This is a genomic window from Bacillus sp. SH7-1 (assembly GCF_008042405.1).
GTDB lineage: Bacteria > Bacillota > Bacilli > Bacillales > Bacillaceae_G > Bacillus_A > Bacillus_A thuringiensis_N.
The window spans coordinates 205,256-220,148 of sequence record NZ_QNUD01000005.1 but is presented as its reverse complement, the minus strand read 5'-3'; the positions used below and the strand labels follow the sequence as shown (position 1 = coordinate 220,148).

Genomic DNA, 14,893 nt, shown 5'->3' with positions numbered 1-14,893 from the left:
AATTTTCTCTCCTCATTATAAATACCAAAAGTGGAAGTTGGATAAACTGCTTAATAGAAAAATATTAATTAGCATTACGAGAAATGCTCCAATGTTCCACTGCACGATTTTCTTCCCTTGCAACACATCTGCCGCTCGTAAATATAGGCCAGCACAATATACAAATAGTACGACAAAAGACCCGATCACTTTCGTATCATACCAATGGAAATTGTCCAATTTTGTATATCCCCATATGCATCCTAATAAAATAGCTAGTAAGAAAAATGGAACAGAAAATAAATTTAATCCGTAAGACATCGATTCTAGCTTCGGTAAATTCCCTAATCTTCTTAATCTCGCATTCCATTTTTTCTTCTTTAATAGGCGATATTGCAATAAATACATAATAGAAAAAATGAACGATACAGTGAATGTTGCATAAGAAATAATAGCCATACCGACATGTACATATACAAGTTCCGAGACCAATTGCTCTGCAAGTACGGGCGACATCTTTCCGAGCGGCGTAAAAATAGAAAAAGCGCTTACGCCAAATGCAACAACATTTGTAAAAAAGACTAAAAAATCGATTCTCATAAATCGATTAATGACTAACGACATCGTAATCAATAGCCAAACATAAAAATAAATCCCTGATAATAAAGTTAAAAGAGGGTTCGTTTCTGAATCTGTAGCTCTAAGCAACATAAAAATAGAATGCAGAACCCATACAATCGAAAGTAACCAAAAAGCAAATCGGTTCGCCTTTCGGTTACTTTGGAAATAATCTATAAAATATAAACTAATGCTACAAGCATATAAAATAATTGCAATATGATAAATAATACTGTTATTTAAAAAACTCATCCGATCATCCTTCCAAGTTATAAAGATGGAACGGATGGTGTCCACGCTCTTTTATGTTCTACTTCTTCCGCACAACTTTCTACATCTTCCATTTCTAAATCAAAGATTTTTGCAAATAACGCTAATTTTTCGTCTGCTCCCTCTTCAGCAGCTATTTCTTTCGCTACTAAAATTGGGTCTTTTAATAATTGATTAATAATACTTTTCGTATGCTTACTAATTACTTTTCTCTCACGATCACTAAGGTTTGGTATTTTTCGTTCCAAGCTTTCCATTGTTTCACTTTGAATAGCAAGTGCCTTGTCACGAAGAGCTGATATTAACGGAACGACACCAAGCGTACTTAACCACGTTTTAAATAAAACAATTTCCTCTTCAATCATAAATTGAATTTTCTCTGCTTCTTTCAAACGTTCAGCACGGTTCGCTTCCACTACTCCTTGCAAATCATCAATGTCATATAAGAAAGAACCTTCTAGCTCATCAATTGCCGGATCAATATCACGTGGCACTGCAATATCAACCATAAATAATGGTCTACCGGAGCGCATTTTCTCTACCTTTGTCATCATTTCTTTCGTAATGACATACTCAGATGCACCAGTGGAACTAATTAAAATATCTGCTTCTAATAATGCACATTGTAATTCACTTAAAGGCTTTGCATGTCCCATATATTTCTCAGCCATTACTTCTGCTTTTGAAAGCGTCCTATTCATGACTGTTACTTTACGAGCACCGCTTCCATATAAGTTTTGCAGTGCAAGTTCACCCATTTTGCCAGCACCAAGAATAAGTATGTGACAATCTGTTAAATCGCCGAATATTTTCTTCCCAAGCTCAACAGCAGCATAACTGACAGACATTGCACTTTCACCAATTGTCGTTTCTGAGTGAGCACGTTTCGCTAATGTAATGACTTGTTTAAACAATTCATTAAAAATTGTGCCTGTTGCTTTTACTTGTTGCGCTTCTAAAAAGCTATCTTTTATTTGACCTAAAATTTGCGTCTCTCCAACTACCATAGAATCTAAACCGCACGTTACGCGGAATAAATGATCTATTGCACCATCTTGTTCAAAAATAGTTAAATATGGTGCGACTTCTTCTATTTCAAGCTGAAACCAATCAGCTAAAAACTTCTTAATATAATACCGTCCCGTGTGTAATTGATCGACAACAGCGTAAATCTCAGTGCGATTACAAGTTGATACAATGACATTCTCTAACACGCTCTTTTGATTTTGTAATGTCGTCATTGCTTGCTCTAGCTCTGCTGCCTGAAATGTGAGTTTCTCACGAAATTCTACAGGGGCTGTTCGATAATTTACACTAACAACAAGAATATGCACGCAGCATGTCCCCCTTCACCCGTTTTATCACTTTATCTACTATCATAATACAACTTTCCTCTTATGAATCTGACAATCGTGTGAACAACCGATTATTTTTTTATTCACTCTCCGTATGTAATGAAGGAGATTCAGTAAAACTAATAAAAAGTTTTCTACTTTATAATGATTATAAATTAACAACTCTATTTGTACGTTACCAAAAAAAGCCCTCATAATCAAGTGATGGAAACTATTCCATATGAATTATAACATTATCTTTCCTATCTTCTTTCATCGTGAAGGAAAATATGTATGATTGTTCCAAATTATAGTACACACTTTCTCAATACAATGTATTTGACATTGTATTAATTTTTCGTTATATTGATTTTACGAAATTGAATTGTGCACAACTTAATTAGGAAGGAGTCATTCATGACAGAAGATTCTTTGCATCTAGATAACCAACTTTGTTTTTCTATTTATGCCTGTTCTAGAGAAGTTACCCGCTTTTACCGACCGTATTTAGAAGAAATGGGCATTACGTATCCCCAGTACATCACTTTACTCGTACTATGGGAAAAAGATGGACTCACAGTAAAAGAAATTGGAGAACGTTTATTTTTAGATTCCGGTACGTTAACGCCTATGTTAAAACGAATGGAATCATTACAACTTGTAAAGCGCGTTCGTTCCAAAGAAGACGAGCGGAAAGTTTGTATTGAATTAACAGAACAAGGTAAAGATTTAAAAGAAAAGGCTTGTTCATTACCTACAACGATGGCAACAAATTTAGGAATTACAGAACAAGAATATCGTTCTTTATTAATTCAATTAAATAAACTAATTGAAACAATGAAAACAATTAATGATAGAAAAGGGGAATAAACATGGATAAATTATATACTGCTTCAGTAACAGCAACAGGTGGAAGAAACGGAAAAGTAGTCTCAGATGATGGCATATTAAATCTTGATGTAAAAATGCCGAAAGCACTAGGTGGTGCAGGCGGAGAGGCAACAAATCCAGAACAACTATTTGCTGCTGGTTATGCCGCTTGTTTTGATAGTGCATTACAACTTGTTATTCGTACAAAACGTGTGAAAGTAGAAAGTACAGAAGTAACTGCTCACGTTTCTATCGGCAAAGATACAGATGGTGGTTTCGGCCTATCTGTTGTACTTGATGTACATGTCGCTGGCGTTTCACATAGCGAAGCACAAGAACTTGTAGAAGCCGCTCACGGTGTATGTCCTTACTCTAAAGCAACACGAGGAAATATTGAAGTTACATTAAATGTACGCTAAAATTGTATAAAGAAAAAAACGCGCGACATTCGTCACGCGTTTTTTGTTTTTGTCATTTTATGAATTGCTTTCCATGCTTCTTCTTTTCCAAGTCCTGTTTCAGAAGAGAATAGAACAATTTCATCGCCAATTTCAACAGCAAGCGTTTCTTTTACAACTTTTAAATGCTTTTGCCATTTCCCTTTCGGAATTTTATCGGCTTTCGTCGCAATAATAATTGTTGGGATTTCATAGTGTTTTAAGAAATCATACATCATCACGTCATCGCTTGTTGGTTTGTGGCGTAGATCAACTACTAATACAGCTGCGTCTAGTTGCTCACGCGTTGTAAAGTACGTTTCAATCATTTTGCCCCATGCTGCGCGCTCTGATTTAGATACTTTCGCATATCCATAACCTGGAACGTCAACAAAATGCATCATCTCATTGATTAAGAAAAAGTTCAACGTTTGCGTTTTTCCTGGTTTAGAAGAAATACGTACTAACTTTTTACGATTTAAAATTTTATTAATAAAGGAAGACTTCCCGACATTTGAACGACCTGCTAATGCAATTTCTGGTAAATCACTGTCTGGATATTGTTCTGGTTTAACAGCACTAATTACAATATCTGCTTTTGTTACTTTCATTGTTTCACTCCTACTAATGCGTGCTCCAATACTTCATCTAAATGAGATGCAAGCACAAACGTAAGGTTTTCTTTTACGCTCTCTGGAATATCATCTAAATCTTTCTCATTTTCCGCTGGTAAAATAATCTTAGTTAAACCTGCGCGGTGAGCACTTAATGTTTTTTCTTTTAAACCACCAATTGGTAATACACGGCCACGAAGTGTAATTTCACCTGTCATCCCCACTTCTTTACTTACAGGAATACCTGTTAGTGCAGAAATAAGTGCCGTTGCCATCGTAATACCTGCTGACGGTCCATCTTTTGGAACTGCTCCTTCTGGAACATGGATATGAATATCATTTTTCTCATGGAAATTCGGATCAATCTGAAGCTCTTCTGCACGAGAACGAATATAACTAAACGCAGCTTGTGCTGATTCTTTCATAACATCCCCAAGTTTCCCTGTTAAAATTAATTTCCCCTTACCTGGCGCTACAGAGACTTCGATCGCAAGTGTATCCCCGCCTGCTGCTGTATACGCTAAACCTGTCGCCATACCAACTTGGTCTGTTTTTTCGGCTTGCCCATAACGGAATATGTGCTTACCAAGTAAATCAACAACATTTTTCTCCGTTACAACAATGCGCTTGCGTTCTGCTGTAACGATAATTTTTGCTGCTTTACGGCAAACTTTTGCAATTTGGCGCTCTAGCGTACGAACACCAGCCTCACGTGTATAATAACGAATAATTTCAAGAAGTGCTTCATCACGTACTTGTAAATTACCTTTTCGTAAGCCATGCTCTTTTAATTGTTTCGGCAATAAATGTTCACGAGCGATATGAACTTTTTCAAGTTCTGTATAGCCAGCAATCGAAATAATTTCCATACGGTCAAGTAATGGACCTGGAATACTTGAAAGTGTATTTGCAGTTGCTACAAACATAACTTTCGATAGATCATATGGTTCTTCAATATAATGATCACTGAAGTTATGGTTTTGTTCTGGATCTAACACTTCAAGTAATGCTGCAGATGGATCTCCACGGAAATCGTTAGACATTTTATCAATCTCATCTAATAAAAAGACTGGATTAACTGATTTCGCCTTTTTCATACCTTGAATAATACGTCCTGGCATCGCTCCAACATACGTACGACGGTGACCACGAATTTCAGATTCATCACGTACACCACCAAGGGAAACACGGACAAAATTACGATTTAATGATGTTGCAATTGAACGCGCTAACGAAGTTTTTCCGACCCCAGGAGGTCCTACTAAGCAAAGGATAGGTCCTTTTAATGAATTCGTTAACTTCTGTACCGCTAAATATTCAAGTACGCGCTCTTTCACTTTCTCAAGACCATAATGATCTTTGTTTAAAATCTCTTCAGAATGAACAAGATCAATCATATCTTCTGTTGCTTCTGTCCACGGAAGTGCTAATAACCAATCCATATAATTGCGAATAACACCGCTCTCCGCAGAACTTGCTGGTAACTTTTCATAACGGTCTAATTCTTTCAGTGCAGCCTTCATTGTTTCTTCAGGCATTCCCGACTGTTCAATTTTCTCGCGAAGTTCTTCAACTTCCCCGCCCTTACCTTCTTTATCGCCAAGTTCAGTTTGAATCGCCTTCATTTGCTCACGTAAGAAATATTCTTTTTGCGTGCGCTCCATTGAACGTTTCACTTTTTGTCCAATTTTCTTTTCTAAACTAAGTAACTCTTGTTCATCTTGAATAATTGAAATAAGTGTATGTAATCGTTCCTTCACAGATATAATCTCTAAAATTTCTTGTTTCTGCTTCGTCTTAATTGGCAAGTGAGAAGCAATTAAATCAGCTAATCTCCCTGGCTCTTCTACATCCGCTACCGTTGCAAATGTTTCATTTGAAACTTTTTTCGAAACTTTAATATATTGTTCGAAATGCTCCAGTAACGTACGCATAAGAGCTTTCTCTTCTAGATTATCTTCCACTTCTTCCGTTACCGTTTTGATAGAAACTTGTACTACATTTTCTTCTTCGATAAACTCTACTACTTCTGCTCTATGTAAACCTTCTACAAGGACACGAAGCGTACCGTTCGGCAATTTTAACATTTGCTTCACTTTCGCCACTGTACCTACACTATATATGTCATCTTCTTTCGGATCATCGATATTCATTTCTTTTTGCATTGCTAAAAAGATGATATTTTCATCCATTGCCGCCTGCTCTAGTGCTTGTATCGATTTATCACGTCCTACATCAAGATGCAGAACCATCGTTGGATATACGAGAACGCCTCTTAATGGTAGGAGGGGTACGATTCTTTCATTCGTATTCATACTAGACATAGCACCTCCATAATAAATTAAACTCCTGTTCAACTATTTTATATTACAATACACCTAGATGCAATTGCTGAGATTACTCGCAATTGTAAATAGCTTGTTTTTCTACCTCACGAAAAGAAAAAAGACTCCGATTAAGCATACAAACTTAAACGAAGTCTGGCAAATTTTATTATTGTTTATTTTTACATTGATTGTGCATCTGTTTCGTCCACAGCAGTATGTATATCAAGCTCTCGATGCATATTTTCCTGCATAAATGTTAGCTCAAATACTTCATTTAACTTACGAACAGGAATGATTTCAATTCCTTTTATTGTGTACAAAAACGGTTGCATGTTTTCAGCAGGAATGATGACTTTCTTCGCACCTGCTTTTTTCGCAGCTTTTATTTTTGCATACACACCACCAATAGGTTTCACTTCTCCGTGTATACTTATCTCACCGGTCATCGCTACTTCATTATTCACATACGTACGATGCACTGCTGAATATACACCTGTTGCCATAGCAATTCCTGCAGAAGGCCCATCAATTGGGATACCACCTGGAAAATTAATATGTATATCGTACCCTTCTGGCAACACATCTAGAGAACGAAGTACTGTTAATACATTATCTACAGAACCTTTCGCCATACTTTTACGGCGAATTGATTTCGTTTGACTACCAATACTTTCCTCTTCAACAATTCCGGTAACATTTACCGATCCTTTATCTTTTGCCTTGATTGCTGTTACTTCAATTTCTAATAACGCACCTGTATTTGGTCCGTACACAGCAAGTCCATTTACAAGACCGATTCTCGGAATAGGATAAATACGCTTTTCATACTTCGGTGTAAGCTGACTAGAGTGAACAACCCACTCTATATCTTCATCTTTAATGAAAGAACGCTCCTCATTTATTGCCATTCCAGCTGAAATTTGTACAAGATTAATCGCTTCTCGTCCATTTCTTGTATACATCCCTATCATTTCAATACCATTCTCACCAATTTGCATTTCCACTTTGTCAGCTGCATTCTTCGCTACTTTTTGAATTTCTTCTGTATCTAACTCACGGAAAAACACTTCTAAACAGCGCGATCGAATAGCAGGAGGAATCTCCTCTGGCGAACGTGTCGTCGCCCCAACCAAGCGAAAATCGGCTGGTAAACCTTTTTGAAAAATGTCATGTATATACGTTGGAATCATCGTATTCTCTTCACTATAGTATGCACTTTCCAAAAACACTTTCCGATCTTCTAACACCTTTAACATTTTGTTCATTTGAATCGGATGTAGTTCACCAATCTCATCAATAAACAAAATACCACCGTGTGCATCTGTTACCGCACCTTTTTTCGGTTGCGGAATACCTGCTTGCCCCATCGCACCAGCACCTTGATAAATTGGATCATGCACCGAACCGATTAAAGGGTCTGCAATACCACGTTCATCAAACCGAGCTGTCGTCGCATCCAGTTCAATAAATGTTGCATTTGTGCGAAATGGAGATTTCGGATTTCGTTTCGCTTCTTCTAATACGAGACGTGCTGCCGCTGTCTTTCCGACACCTGGTGGGCCATATATAATCACATGCTGTGGATTCGGACCACAAAGAGCCGCTTTTAACGACTTAATCCCGTCCTCTTGCCCTACAATATCTAAAAAGGATGTAGGACGTACCTTTTCCGCAAGCGGCTCTGTTAAAGAAATCTCACGCATTTTACGAAGCTGTTCTAATTCTTTTTTCGATTCTCGATCAATTGAAACTTTTTGTGTTCGCTGATTTCGAAGTAAATGCCAAAAATACAATCCGACAATTACACCAAAAACAAGTTGAACAAGTAAAAATATATTTGTCCAGCTCATCATTTATTTCCTCCCGCAATGTTTTATCTCTTAGTATTTCCGCGGAGGAACATAGCTAAACATAAAGAAAAACAGCAATTATAAAAATTGCTGTTTCTCCTTCGCATTATGCAGATGTTTTTGTATCAAGTACAGTACCGTCTTGTAACACCAATTTTGGCGGTGCATTATCAGCTACTGTTTCTTTTGTAAGAACACACTTCTCGATATCTTTACGAGATGGAAGTTCGAACATTACATCTAGCATTAAGCCTTCAATAATAGAACGAAGTCCACGAGCACCCGTTTTACGTTCAATTGCTTTTTTCGCAATTTCAATTAGTGCGCCTTCTTCAAACTCTAACTCAACATCGTCAAGCTCCAATAGTTTTTGGAATTGCTTAACAAGTGCATTTTTCGGTTTCGTTAAAATATCAACAAGAGCATCTTCATCAAGCGGTTCTAGGTTCGCAATAACTGGAAGACGACCGATAAACTCTGGAATTAAACCAAATCTTAAAAGGTCCTCTGGTAATACGTGAGATAAAACATGCTTCTCATTTACATCAGCATTTTTCTTCTCAGAACCAAATCCAATTACTTTTTCACCAAGACGACGTTTAATAATTGGCTCGATGCCATCAAACGCTCCACCACAGATGAATAAGATGTTCGTTGTATCAATTTGAATAAACTCTTGGTGCGGATGCTTACGACCACCTTGAGGTGGAACGCTTGCTACAGTACCTTCTAAAATTTTCAGAAGTGCCTGCTGCACACCTTCACCAGATACATCACGTGTAATTGATGGATTTTCGGACTTACGTGCCACTTTATCAATCTCATCAATATAAATGATTCCTTTTTCCGCTTTCTCTACATCATAATCAGCTGCTTGGATTAATTTAAGTAAGATGTTTTCTACATCTTCCCCAACGTATCCAGCTTCAGTTAAAGATGTCGCGTCCGCGATTGCAAATGGAACATTTAAAATACGCGCTAACGTTTGTGCCAGTAATGTTTTACCACTACCTGTTGGCCCGATAAGTGCGATATTACTCTTCGCTAATTCTACATCATCAATTTTGCTGTTAGAATTAATGCGTTTGTAATGGTTATATACCGCTACCGCTAGTGCTTTTTTCGCGTTATCTTGTCCGATGACATACTCATCTAAGATTTCACGAATTTCTACCGGTTTCGGTACATCTTTGAATTCTACTTCTTCGTCTTTCGCAAGCTCCTCTTGTACAATTTCAGTACAAAGTTCGATACACTCATCACAAATGTAAACACCTGGACCTGCAACTAACTTTCGAACTTGCGTTTGTGTTTTACCACAGAAAGAACATTTTAATTGCCCTTTTTCATCATTAAATTTAAACATATTTTCACACCCCTTACAAAGTGCTAACCTCTTGCCTTCGTATGTACACGATAAATGTATCGTATGTAAATACATATTATGTCACTACGTGGCGAGAAATACAAATAATATGACTAGTTATGTACAAATAAAAAGTTTTTAAAACTTTTGAAATATGTATATTCGACTTATTAAGGAAGTTTTCCTTCTTCATCGAAAAGTTTTATAAATATATTTCTATATTTATAAAACAAGGCACGATTAAAATCGTGCCTTGTTATTTTATTATGCAGCGTTTTCTACTAAGAAGTCTACAGCTTTACGAACTTTAAGATCTTCAGCTAAAGCGTCTACGCTTCCAAGAGCTTGCTTGATAGCGTCTACTGGCATACCGTACATTTCAGCCATTTTTTCAACTTCTTCAGTTACTTCTTCTTCAGTAACTTCGATGTTTTCAGCTTCAATGATAGCTTCAAGAACAAGGTTGATTCTTACGCGTTTTTGAGCGTCTTCTTTCATTTGCTCTTTTAACTTGTCAGCATCAGTACCTGTGAATTGGTAGTAAAGCTCAAGGTTCATACCTTGTTGGCTTAAACGTTGCTCGAATTCACGAACCATACGATCTAACTCAGTGTTGATCATAGCTTCTGGAATTTCGATTTCAGCGTTAGCAGCAGCTAATTCTACTACTTCGTCACGTACTTTGTGCTCAGCTTCGTGCTTTTTGCCTTCTTCTAAGTTTGTGCGAAGTTTCGCTTTTAATTCATCAAGAGTTGCAACCGCTTCGTCTGCTTCTTTAGCGAACTCGTCGTTTAACTCCGGAAGTTCTTTTGTTTTGATTTCGTGAATTGTTACTTTGAATGTTGCTGGTTTGCCAGCTAATTCAGCAGCATGGTACTCTTCTGGGAATGATACTTCAACGTCTTTAGACTCACCAGATTTAAGACCAATTACTTGCTCTTCGAAACCTGGGATGAATGTACCAGAACCGATTGCTAGAGAATAGTTTTCGCCTTTTCCGCCTTCAAATGCTTCGCCATCAACGAAACCTTCGAAGTCGATTACAGCTGTATCACCGTTTTCAACAGTTCCTTCTTCTTTAACAACTAGTTCAGCTTGGCGCTCTTGTAAAGATTTTAATTCGTTCTCTACATCTTCGTCAGTTACAGTTGTTTCAACTTTTTCTACTGCTAAACCTTTGTACTCACCTAATTTAACTTCAGGTTTCACTGTAACTTTTGCAGTGAAGATAAGGTTAGCATTTTTTTCGAACTTCTCGATGTCGATTTCAGGATGATCAACTGGGAAGATACCAGCTTCATCGATCGCTTCACCGTATGCTTTTGGTAAGATGATATCTAAAGCATCTTGGTATAAAGATTCAATACCAAAGCGTTGTTCGAATAACGGACGAGGCATTTTTCCTTTACGGAAACCTGGTACGTTGATTGTTTTTACTACTTTTTTGAACGCAGCGTCGATTGAGTTGTTTACTTCTTTAGCATCAACTTCGATTGTTAAAACGCCTACGTTACCTTCTAATTTTTCCCATTTTGCAGCCATTTATTCTTTCCCTCCAACTATAATAATGTATGCACATACCTCTATAGATTAAGATCTTCATTATCTCTTTTTTGAAATAACAAAAGTACAAATAATCCTCTAGCAAAAGCTTTCAGATATAATGTTCCAATCTACTAATTGCCTAAAAGACAACTACGGTATATTTTGTTCGAGAATAATATGAAACATATTAAGTAAGAGAATTACACTTCTCTTCTCTTACAAACAGGCAGATTTCTGCCTTTTGCAACCCTTACATTATAACATAGAATATGCTCGTTTCAAGAACCGAACGATTCTTTTTCATAATTATACGGGCAAATATCCTTCCCTTTCAACACGTAATAACCATTGATAGGCAATATGAAACTCTTCTAATTCAATATTATACGCTGTCATAAGCTCTTCTTCATCGATAGTCAATCCGAAACGCTTTCTACCAATTCTCTCTAAAACAGCAGCCCAAATCTCCACTTTATCCATTAATAGAGCAAATGGGAAAATGCTAATTCGCAATTCTTTCCAATATGTAACCATTGCATCAAATATATCAGGATAATTTTGCTCTAATCGACTTGATAATGTATGTATAATGTTATCGGATTGCTCCTCATTATGACCTGTAAATGCTGGAATCACTTTAATCGTATTTCCAAACTTTTCTACCTCTATCTCTTCTTCTATTTGATTTTCTACCATTTTATACAAAATAGAAGTTTTCAAATAAGGGTGCTGTTTTTCGTCTATTAAAAATTTCTTTAAAATAGGTAATGCAAGATCTAAGTCTTTTAACGAAAGTCGCTGAATCGCTCTTAGCTTTTGCCCAAAGTTTTCTCCAAACATTTCATTAGTAAACTCATCCAATTCAAAATTCGAATCGATTAGTGACGTATCCACTTCATTTAACATACCTTCTGCAAATAAAGCGAGCTGTGCTAATTTTTCCTTTTGCTCAGGCATTATATCTTTCGTTTGCAATACCTTTTCAACGGTTTCAATAACGCCTTCATAATCATTTGTTTGGACTAAAATCGTCACATACGTTTCAAGAATATCACCAAATAATACAGCTCCTGTTTCAAGCAACTGTTCACATTTGTCTTTCGCTTCTTCCATATGTTTTAACTCTAACAAACAAATAACTGAAGCTAGTTCCGTTTGTTCCGTTTCTGCATTATACTGACGTAATATTTCAAAGCAGCGCAATGCATCTTCGAATTTCCGCTCTTTCAGTGCTAAAAAACCTTCATCAATATATCGCTCTGATAGCTGCGGAAACAATACGACCGTATTTTCTTTTTTATCCATACGTCCGCCTCTTTTTCTAGATTTTAATTATCTTTAAAGTAAATATATCAAATGAGTAATGAGAACACAACATCTCAAAACCCTTTGTTTGAAATATGAAAATATTTAATTTTTATATTTCAATATAAACAAATCCTTACTCTAAATTAAAAATGTACAAATAAAAACCCTCAGCAATGAAAGCAGAGGATTCATCATTATTGGAAAGCTTTTATAATAGTGGGGTATATAACAAGGGTAATAATTTGGAGAACAATAATTGCCATAACAATCATGCTAAAATAGAAGATTGGTTTACTTCGCTTCATTAAAAACATAATGATAAGCATCGTACAAGCAAACAAACTTAAGAAGAACAAACTCGTCGTCGAACTAAGTATACCACTTGGGACAAAGAACAATAACACTACACTACAAGTACCTATAATTCCAAATAACCATTCCATTCATTCACTCATTCCCTTTCCCTCTCATGGTAGTTTCCTCTAAGCGATTAAATGTTTTACAACATCAACTACATACGTTAATTTCTCATACGCTACAAATCCAAAAGCAACTGTTAAACCCGTTACGATTAATCCTTTCATCATTTCTTCCTCCTCGTTTTATCGTTGTTACCTTTATTATAGAGGATTAGTAATTCGTTACCATCGAACTACCTTACAGTTACCTTACAGAATTGTAAGATTTCAAAAAGGGATAGAAAAACACCTCATATCGTTTGAGGCGCTTTCACGGAATCTCTCTATAATCACATGCAAAATTAACTTTTTTCTCTTGATTGTTTTTCGGAAAATCCACTCTTAAACTAATAGATTTACTAAATAATTTTGGATTAAAATAATTATTCGTTCCTTTTCTCAACTCACCTTCAAATATTTTTAATTATAAGAAAACAATTTGTTAAAATCATGTTAATATATTTTTATACAATTAAGAATTTAATTTAAAAAGGGGATTATGTATGTTTAAAAAAATGGCTGCAGATGTATTAGGACTAAGCGATGTAGGTTCTGTCATTACACCGAAAGATTACGATAAAGTTGATGCTGATGATTACGTAATGCATGAAGATGGAGAGAAAATTTATTTTCTAATTAAATCAAAATCAGATGAATATTGTTTCACAAACAAAGGATTAATCCACCTAGATGGCACAAGTGCGACAAGTAAAAAACGTACACTACGCCGCTTTAGTTATAGCAAATATCAAATTAAAAACGTAGCACTTGAAACTGCCGGAACGATTGATTTAGATGTAGAAATTAAGTTTCAAATGGGCGATGAGCATTACTCAATTGATGTTCATAAAAAACATATCGAGGAATTAAAAGATTTATATAAAGCTTTACTTAAAATCGAAGAAATTTCATACGACAACGACATTACATTGCAGTATGCACATAAAAGTTTAGATATGGCATCTAATGCTTTTAGCCGTATTTCAAACGCACAAGTAAACTTAGCAGAGCAATTTAAAGAGATGAACGAAATCGCCTTTAACTGGCTCGTTGATACGAAGAAACAATATCATGTGAAAGATTATGGTTTTGTCTTTGAGAAGTTTATTAATAACTAATTTAAAACAAACAAAAAACCTTGTTATCAAAAGATAACAAGGTTTTCTTAGCGCCCCAGGAGAGATTCGAACTCCCGACCCGCCCATTTCCGTACTATTTTATATATTTTGATCGCAGTCTTAATATATCTTCCTCTTCGCGAATGCCTGCCGATCCCTTCCTCACATTTTTTACGACAGTCCAATTCGGGTTAGTTTCATCACCGATGTTCTGTATTGTAAAGTTGCCGTCACCATATTTCCGTTGACCTTCTGCCAATTTCTCCGTTAAATCATTCTCTTTTGCTCTCGCCATCTTTGCGCCATCTCCCTTTTTTATACAACCTTCTTAAACTGTCCAACCAATCACAAGTCCAGTCAATTGGAGATTCTCGTTTTCCGCTTCTATTAATTGTAACACACTGCCGGGGATAAGTTCCGACAATCGATGCTCAATCTTACTAGAATGGTAAAAAGTTTTATAACATTGTAAGTGATTAATTAAGGGCATCTGGATATGAATTCGATTTCCATCATAAGCCTATTGATTCTTTAAATTAAATACTATGAGGAACAGGGCGCATAAACGGCGCTCCTTTTATTTAAGAAAAAGAATTACATATACAACTGCTTAATATCATCTAAAAGGTCGCAGACGGTGGAAAGGTTACAAATATTAAGAATTGAACTACAATCCTAATCCAAACTAGACACAAAACTTATAAGTAATCAATTCTTGTGATAATTTTTCACTCGTATAGATATAGGAGGCAAGGACGCAAATGGTAAGATTGACTTAGTAGAGTTAAAATCTTCACCT

General features: G+C 36.1%; 13 protein-coding genes. 3 read left to right on the top strand and 10 right to left on the bottom strand.

Annotation, left to right across the window (positions count from 1 at the left end; translation table 11 throughout):
* Nucleotides 1–15: 15 nt before the first annotated feature.
* Together DN390_RS04465 and hemA are read right to left on the bottom strand one after the other, a co-directional pair.
* Complete coding sequence (locus DN390_RS04465; RefSeq protein ID WP_000008996.1) at nt 16–849, bottom strand: cytochrome C assembly family protein; 834 nt, start codon at nt 847–849, stop codon at nt 16–18.
* Between the two features lie 17 nt (nt 850–866).
* Nucleotides 867–2,201 carry a glutamyl-tRNA reductase gene (gene hemA, locus DN390_RS04460; protein ID WP_098608600.1) on the bottom strand — a complete coding sequence of 445 codons (1,335 nt, stop codon included), beginning with the start codon at nt 2,199–2,201 and terminating at the stop codon, nt 867–869.
* A gap of 417 nt (nt 2,202–2,618) precedes the next feature.
* On the opposite strand from hemA, the gene DN390_RS04455 reads away from it, so the two are divergent.
* Nucleotides 2,619–3,071 carry a MarR family winged helix-turn-helix transcriptional regulator gene (locus tag DN390_RS04455; RefSeq protein WP_060632417.1) on the top strand — a complete coding sequence of 151 codons (453 nt, stop codon included), beginning with the start codon at nt 2,619–2,621 and terminating at the stop codon, nt 3,069–3,071.
* Nucleotides 3,072–3,073: 2 nt separating this feature from the next.
* On the top strand, nt 3,074–3,490 hold the full coding sequence (locus DN390_RS04450; protein WP_060632418.1) for an organic hydroperoxide resistance protein: 417 nt from the start codon (nt 3,074–3,076) through the stop codon (nt 3,488–3,490).
* Between the two features lie 32 nt (nt 3,491–3,522).
* Here the strand turns inward: DN390_RS04450 and ysxC are convergent, their stop codons facing one another.
* The 7 genes from ysxC to DN390_RS04415 form a co-directional block, all read right to left on the bottom strand.
* A complete protein-coding gene (ysxC, locus tag DN390_RS04445) occupies nt 3,523–4,119 on the bottom strand; it encodes a ribosome biogenesis GTP-binding protein YsxC (RefSeq protein ID WP_048531469.1) in 597 nt (198 codons plus the stop codon).
* Complete coding sequence (gene lon, locus DN390_RS04440) at nt 4,116–6,446, bottom strand: endopeptidase La (protein ID WP_060632419.1); 2,331 nt, start codon at nt 6,444–6,446, stop codon at nt 4,116–4,118. The genes ysxC and lon overlap by 4 nt, the downstream gene beginning before the upstream one ends.
* 182 nt (nt 6,447–6,628) lie before the next feature.
* On the bottom strand, nt 6,629–8,299 hold the full coding sequence (gene lonB, locus DN390_RS04435) for an ATP-dependent protease LonB (RefSeq protein ID WP_141439235.1): 1,671 nt from the start codon (nt 8,297–8,299) through the stop codon (nt 6,629–6,631).
* A gap of 106 nt (nt 8,300–8,405) precedes the next feature.
* Nucleotides 8,406–9,665, bottom strand: a complete 1,260-nt coding sequence (gene clpX / locus DN390_RS04430; RefSeq protein ID WP_000472281.1) for an ATP-dependent protease ATP-binding subunit ClpX — start codon at nt 9,663–9,665, stop codon at nt 8,406–8,408.
* 264 nt (nt 9,666–9,929) lie between these two features.
* On the bottom strand, nt 9,930–11,207 hold the full coding sequence (tig, locus tag DN390_RS04425) for a trigger factor (protein WP_147806697.1): 1,278 nt from the start codon (nt 11,205–11,207) through the stop codon (nt 9,930–9,932).
* Between the two features lie 309 nt (nt 11,208–11,516).
* A complete protein-coding gene (locus tag DN390_RS04420; RefSeq protein WP_098199037.1) occupies nt 11,517–12,515 on the bottom strand; it encodes a tetratricopeptide repeat protein in 999 nt (332 codons plus the stop codon).
* A 197-nt stretch (nt 12,516–12,712) separates the two neighbouring features.
* Entirely contained in the window at nt 12,713–12,961 is a 249-nt protein-coding gene (locus DN390_RS04415) for a hypothetical protein (protein ID WP_060632422.1), read from the bottom strand.
* A gap of 518 nt (nt 12,962–13,479) precedes the next feature.
* Between DN390_RS04415 and DN390_RS04410 the strand changes: the two genes are divergently transcribed.
* Entirely contained in the window at nt 13,480–14,094 is a 615-nt protein-coding gene (locus tag DN390_RS04410) for a PH domain-containing protein (RefSeq protein ID WP_147806696.1), read from the top strand.
* Nucleotides 14,095–14,188: 94 nt separating this feature from the next.
* On the opposite strand, the gene DN390_RS04405 is transcribed toward DN390_RS04410, so the two are convergent.
* A complete protein-coding gene (locus DN390_RS04405) occupies nt 14,189–14,389 on the bottom strand; it encodes a hypothetical protein (RefSeq protein WP_000090056.1) in 201 nt (66 codons plus the stop codon).
* Nucleotides 14,390–14,893: the final 504 nt, after the last annotated feature.

Excerpts from the sequence above, each read along its gene's own strand:
- DN390_RS04465 (WP_000008996.1), bottom strand. The coding sequence starts at position 849 with ATGAGTTTTTTAAATAACAGTATTATTTATCATATTGCAATTATTTTA.
- DN390_RS04455 (WP_060632417.1), top strand. The coding sequence starts at position 2,619 with ATGACAGAAGATTCTTTGCATCTAGATAACCAACTTTGTTTTTCTATT.
- DN390_RS04450 (WP_060632418.1), top strand. The coding sequence starts at position 3,074 with ATGGATAAATTATATACTGCTTCAGTAACAGCAACAGGTGGAAGAAAC.
- ysxC (WP_048531469.1), bottom strand. The coding sequence starts at position 4,119 with ATGAAAGTAACAAAAGCAGATATTGTAATTAGTGCTGTTAAACCAGAA.
- lon (WP_060632419.1), bottom strand. The coding sequence starts at position 6,446 with ATGTCTAGTATGAATACGAATGAAAGAATCGTACCCCTCCTACCATTA.
- lonB (WP_141439235.1), bottom strand. The coding sequence starts at position 8,299 with ATGAGCTGGACAAATATATTTTTACTTGTTCAACTTGTTTTTGGTGTA.
- clpX (WP_000472281.1), bottom strand. The coding sequence starts at position 9,665 with ATGTTTAAATTTAATGATGAAAAAGGGCAATTAAAATGTTCTTTCTGT.
- tig (WP_147806697.1), bottom strand. The coding sequence starts at position 11,207 with ATGGCTGCAAAATGGGAAAAATTAGAAGGTAACGTAGGCGTTTTAACA.
- DN390_RS04420 (WP_098199037.1), bottom strand. The coding sequence starts at position 12,515 with ATGGATAAAAAAGAAAATACGGTCGTATTGTTTCCGCAGCTATCAGAG.
- DN390_RS04415 (WP_060632422.1), bottom strand. The coding sequence starts at position 12,961 with ATGGAATGGTTATTTGGAATTATAGGTACTTGTAGTGTAGTGTTATTG.
- DN390_RS04410 (WP_147806696.1), top strand. The coding sequence starts at position 13,480 with ATGTTTAAAAAAATGGCTGCAGATGTATTAGGACTAAGCGATGTAGGT.
- DN390_RS04405 (WP_000090056.1), bottom strand. The coding sequence starts at position 14,389 with ATGGCGAGAGCAAAAGAGAATGATTTAACGGAGAAATTGGCAGAAGGT.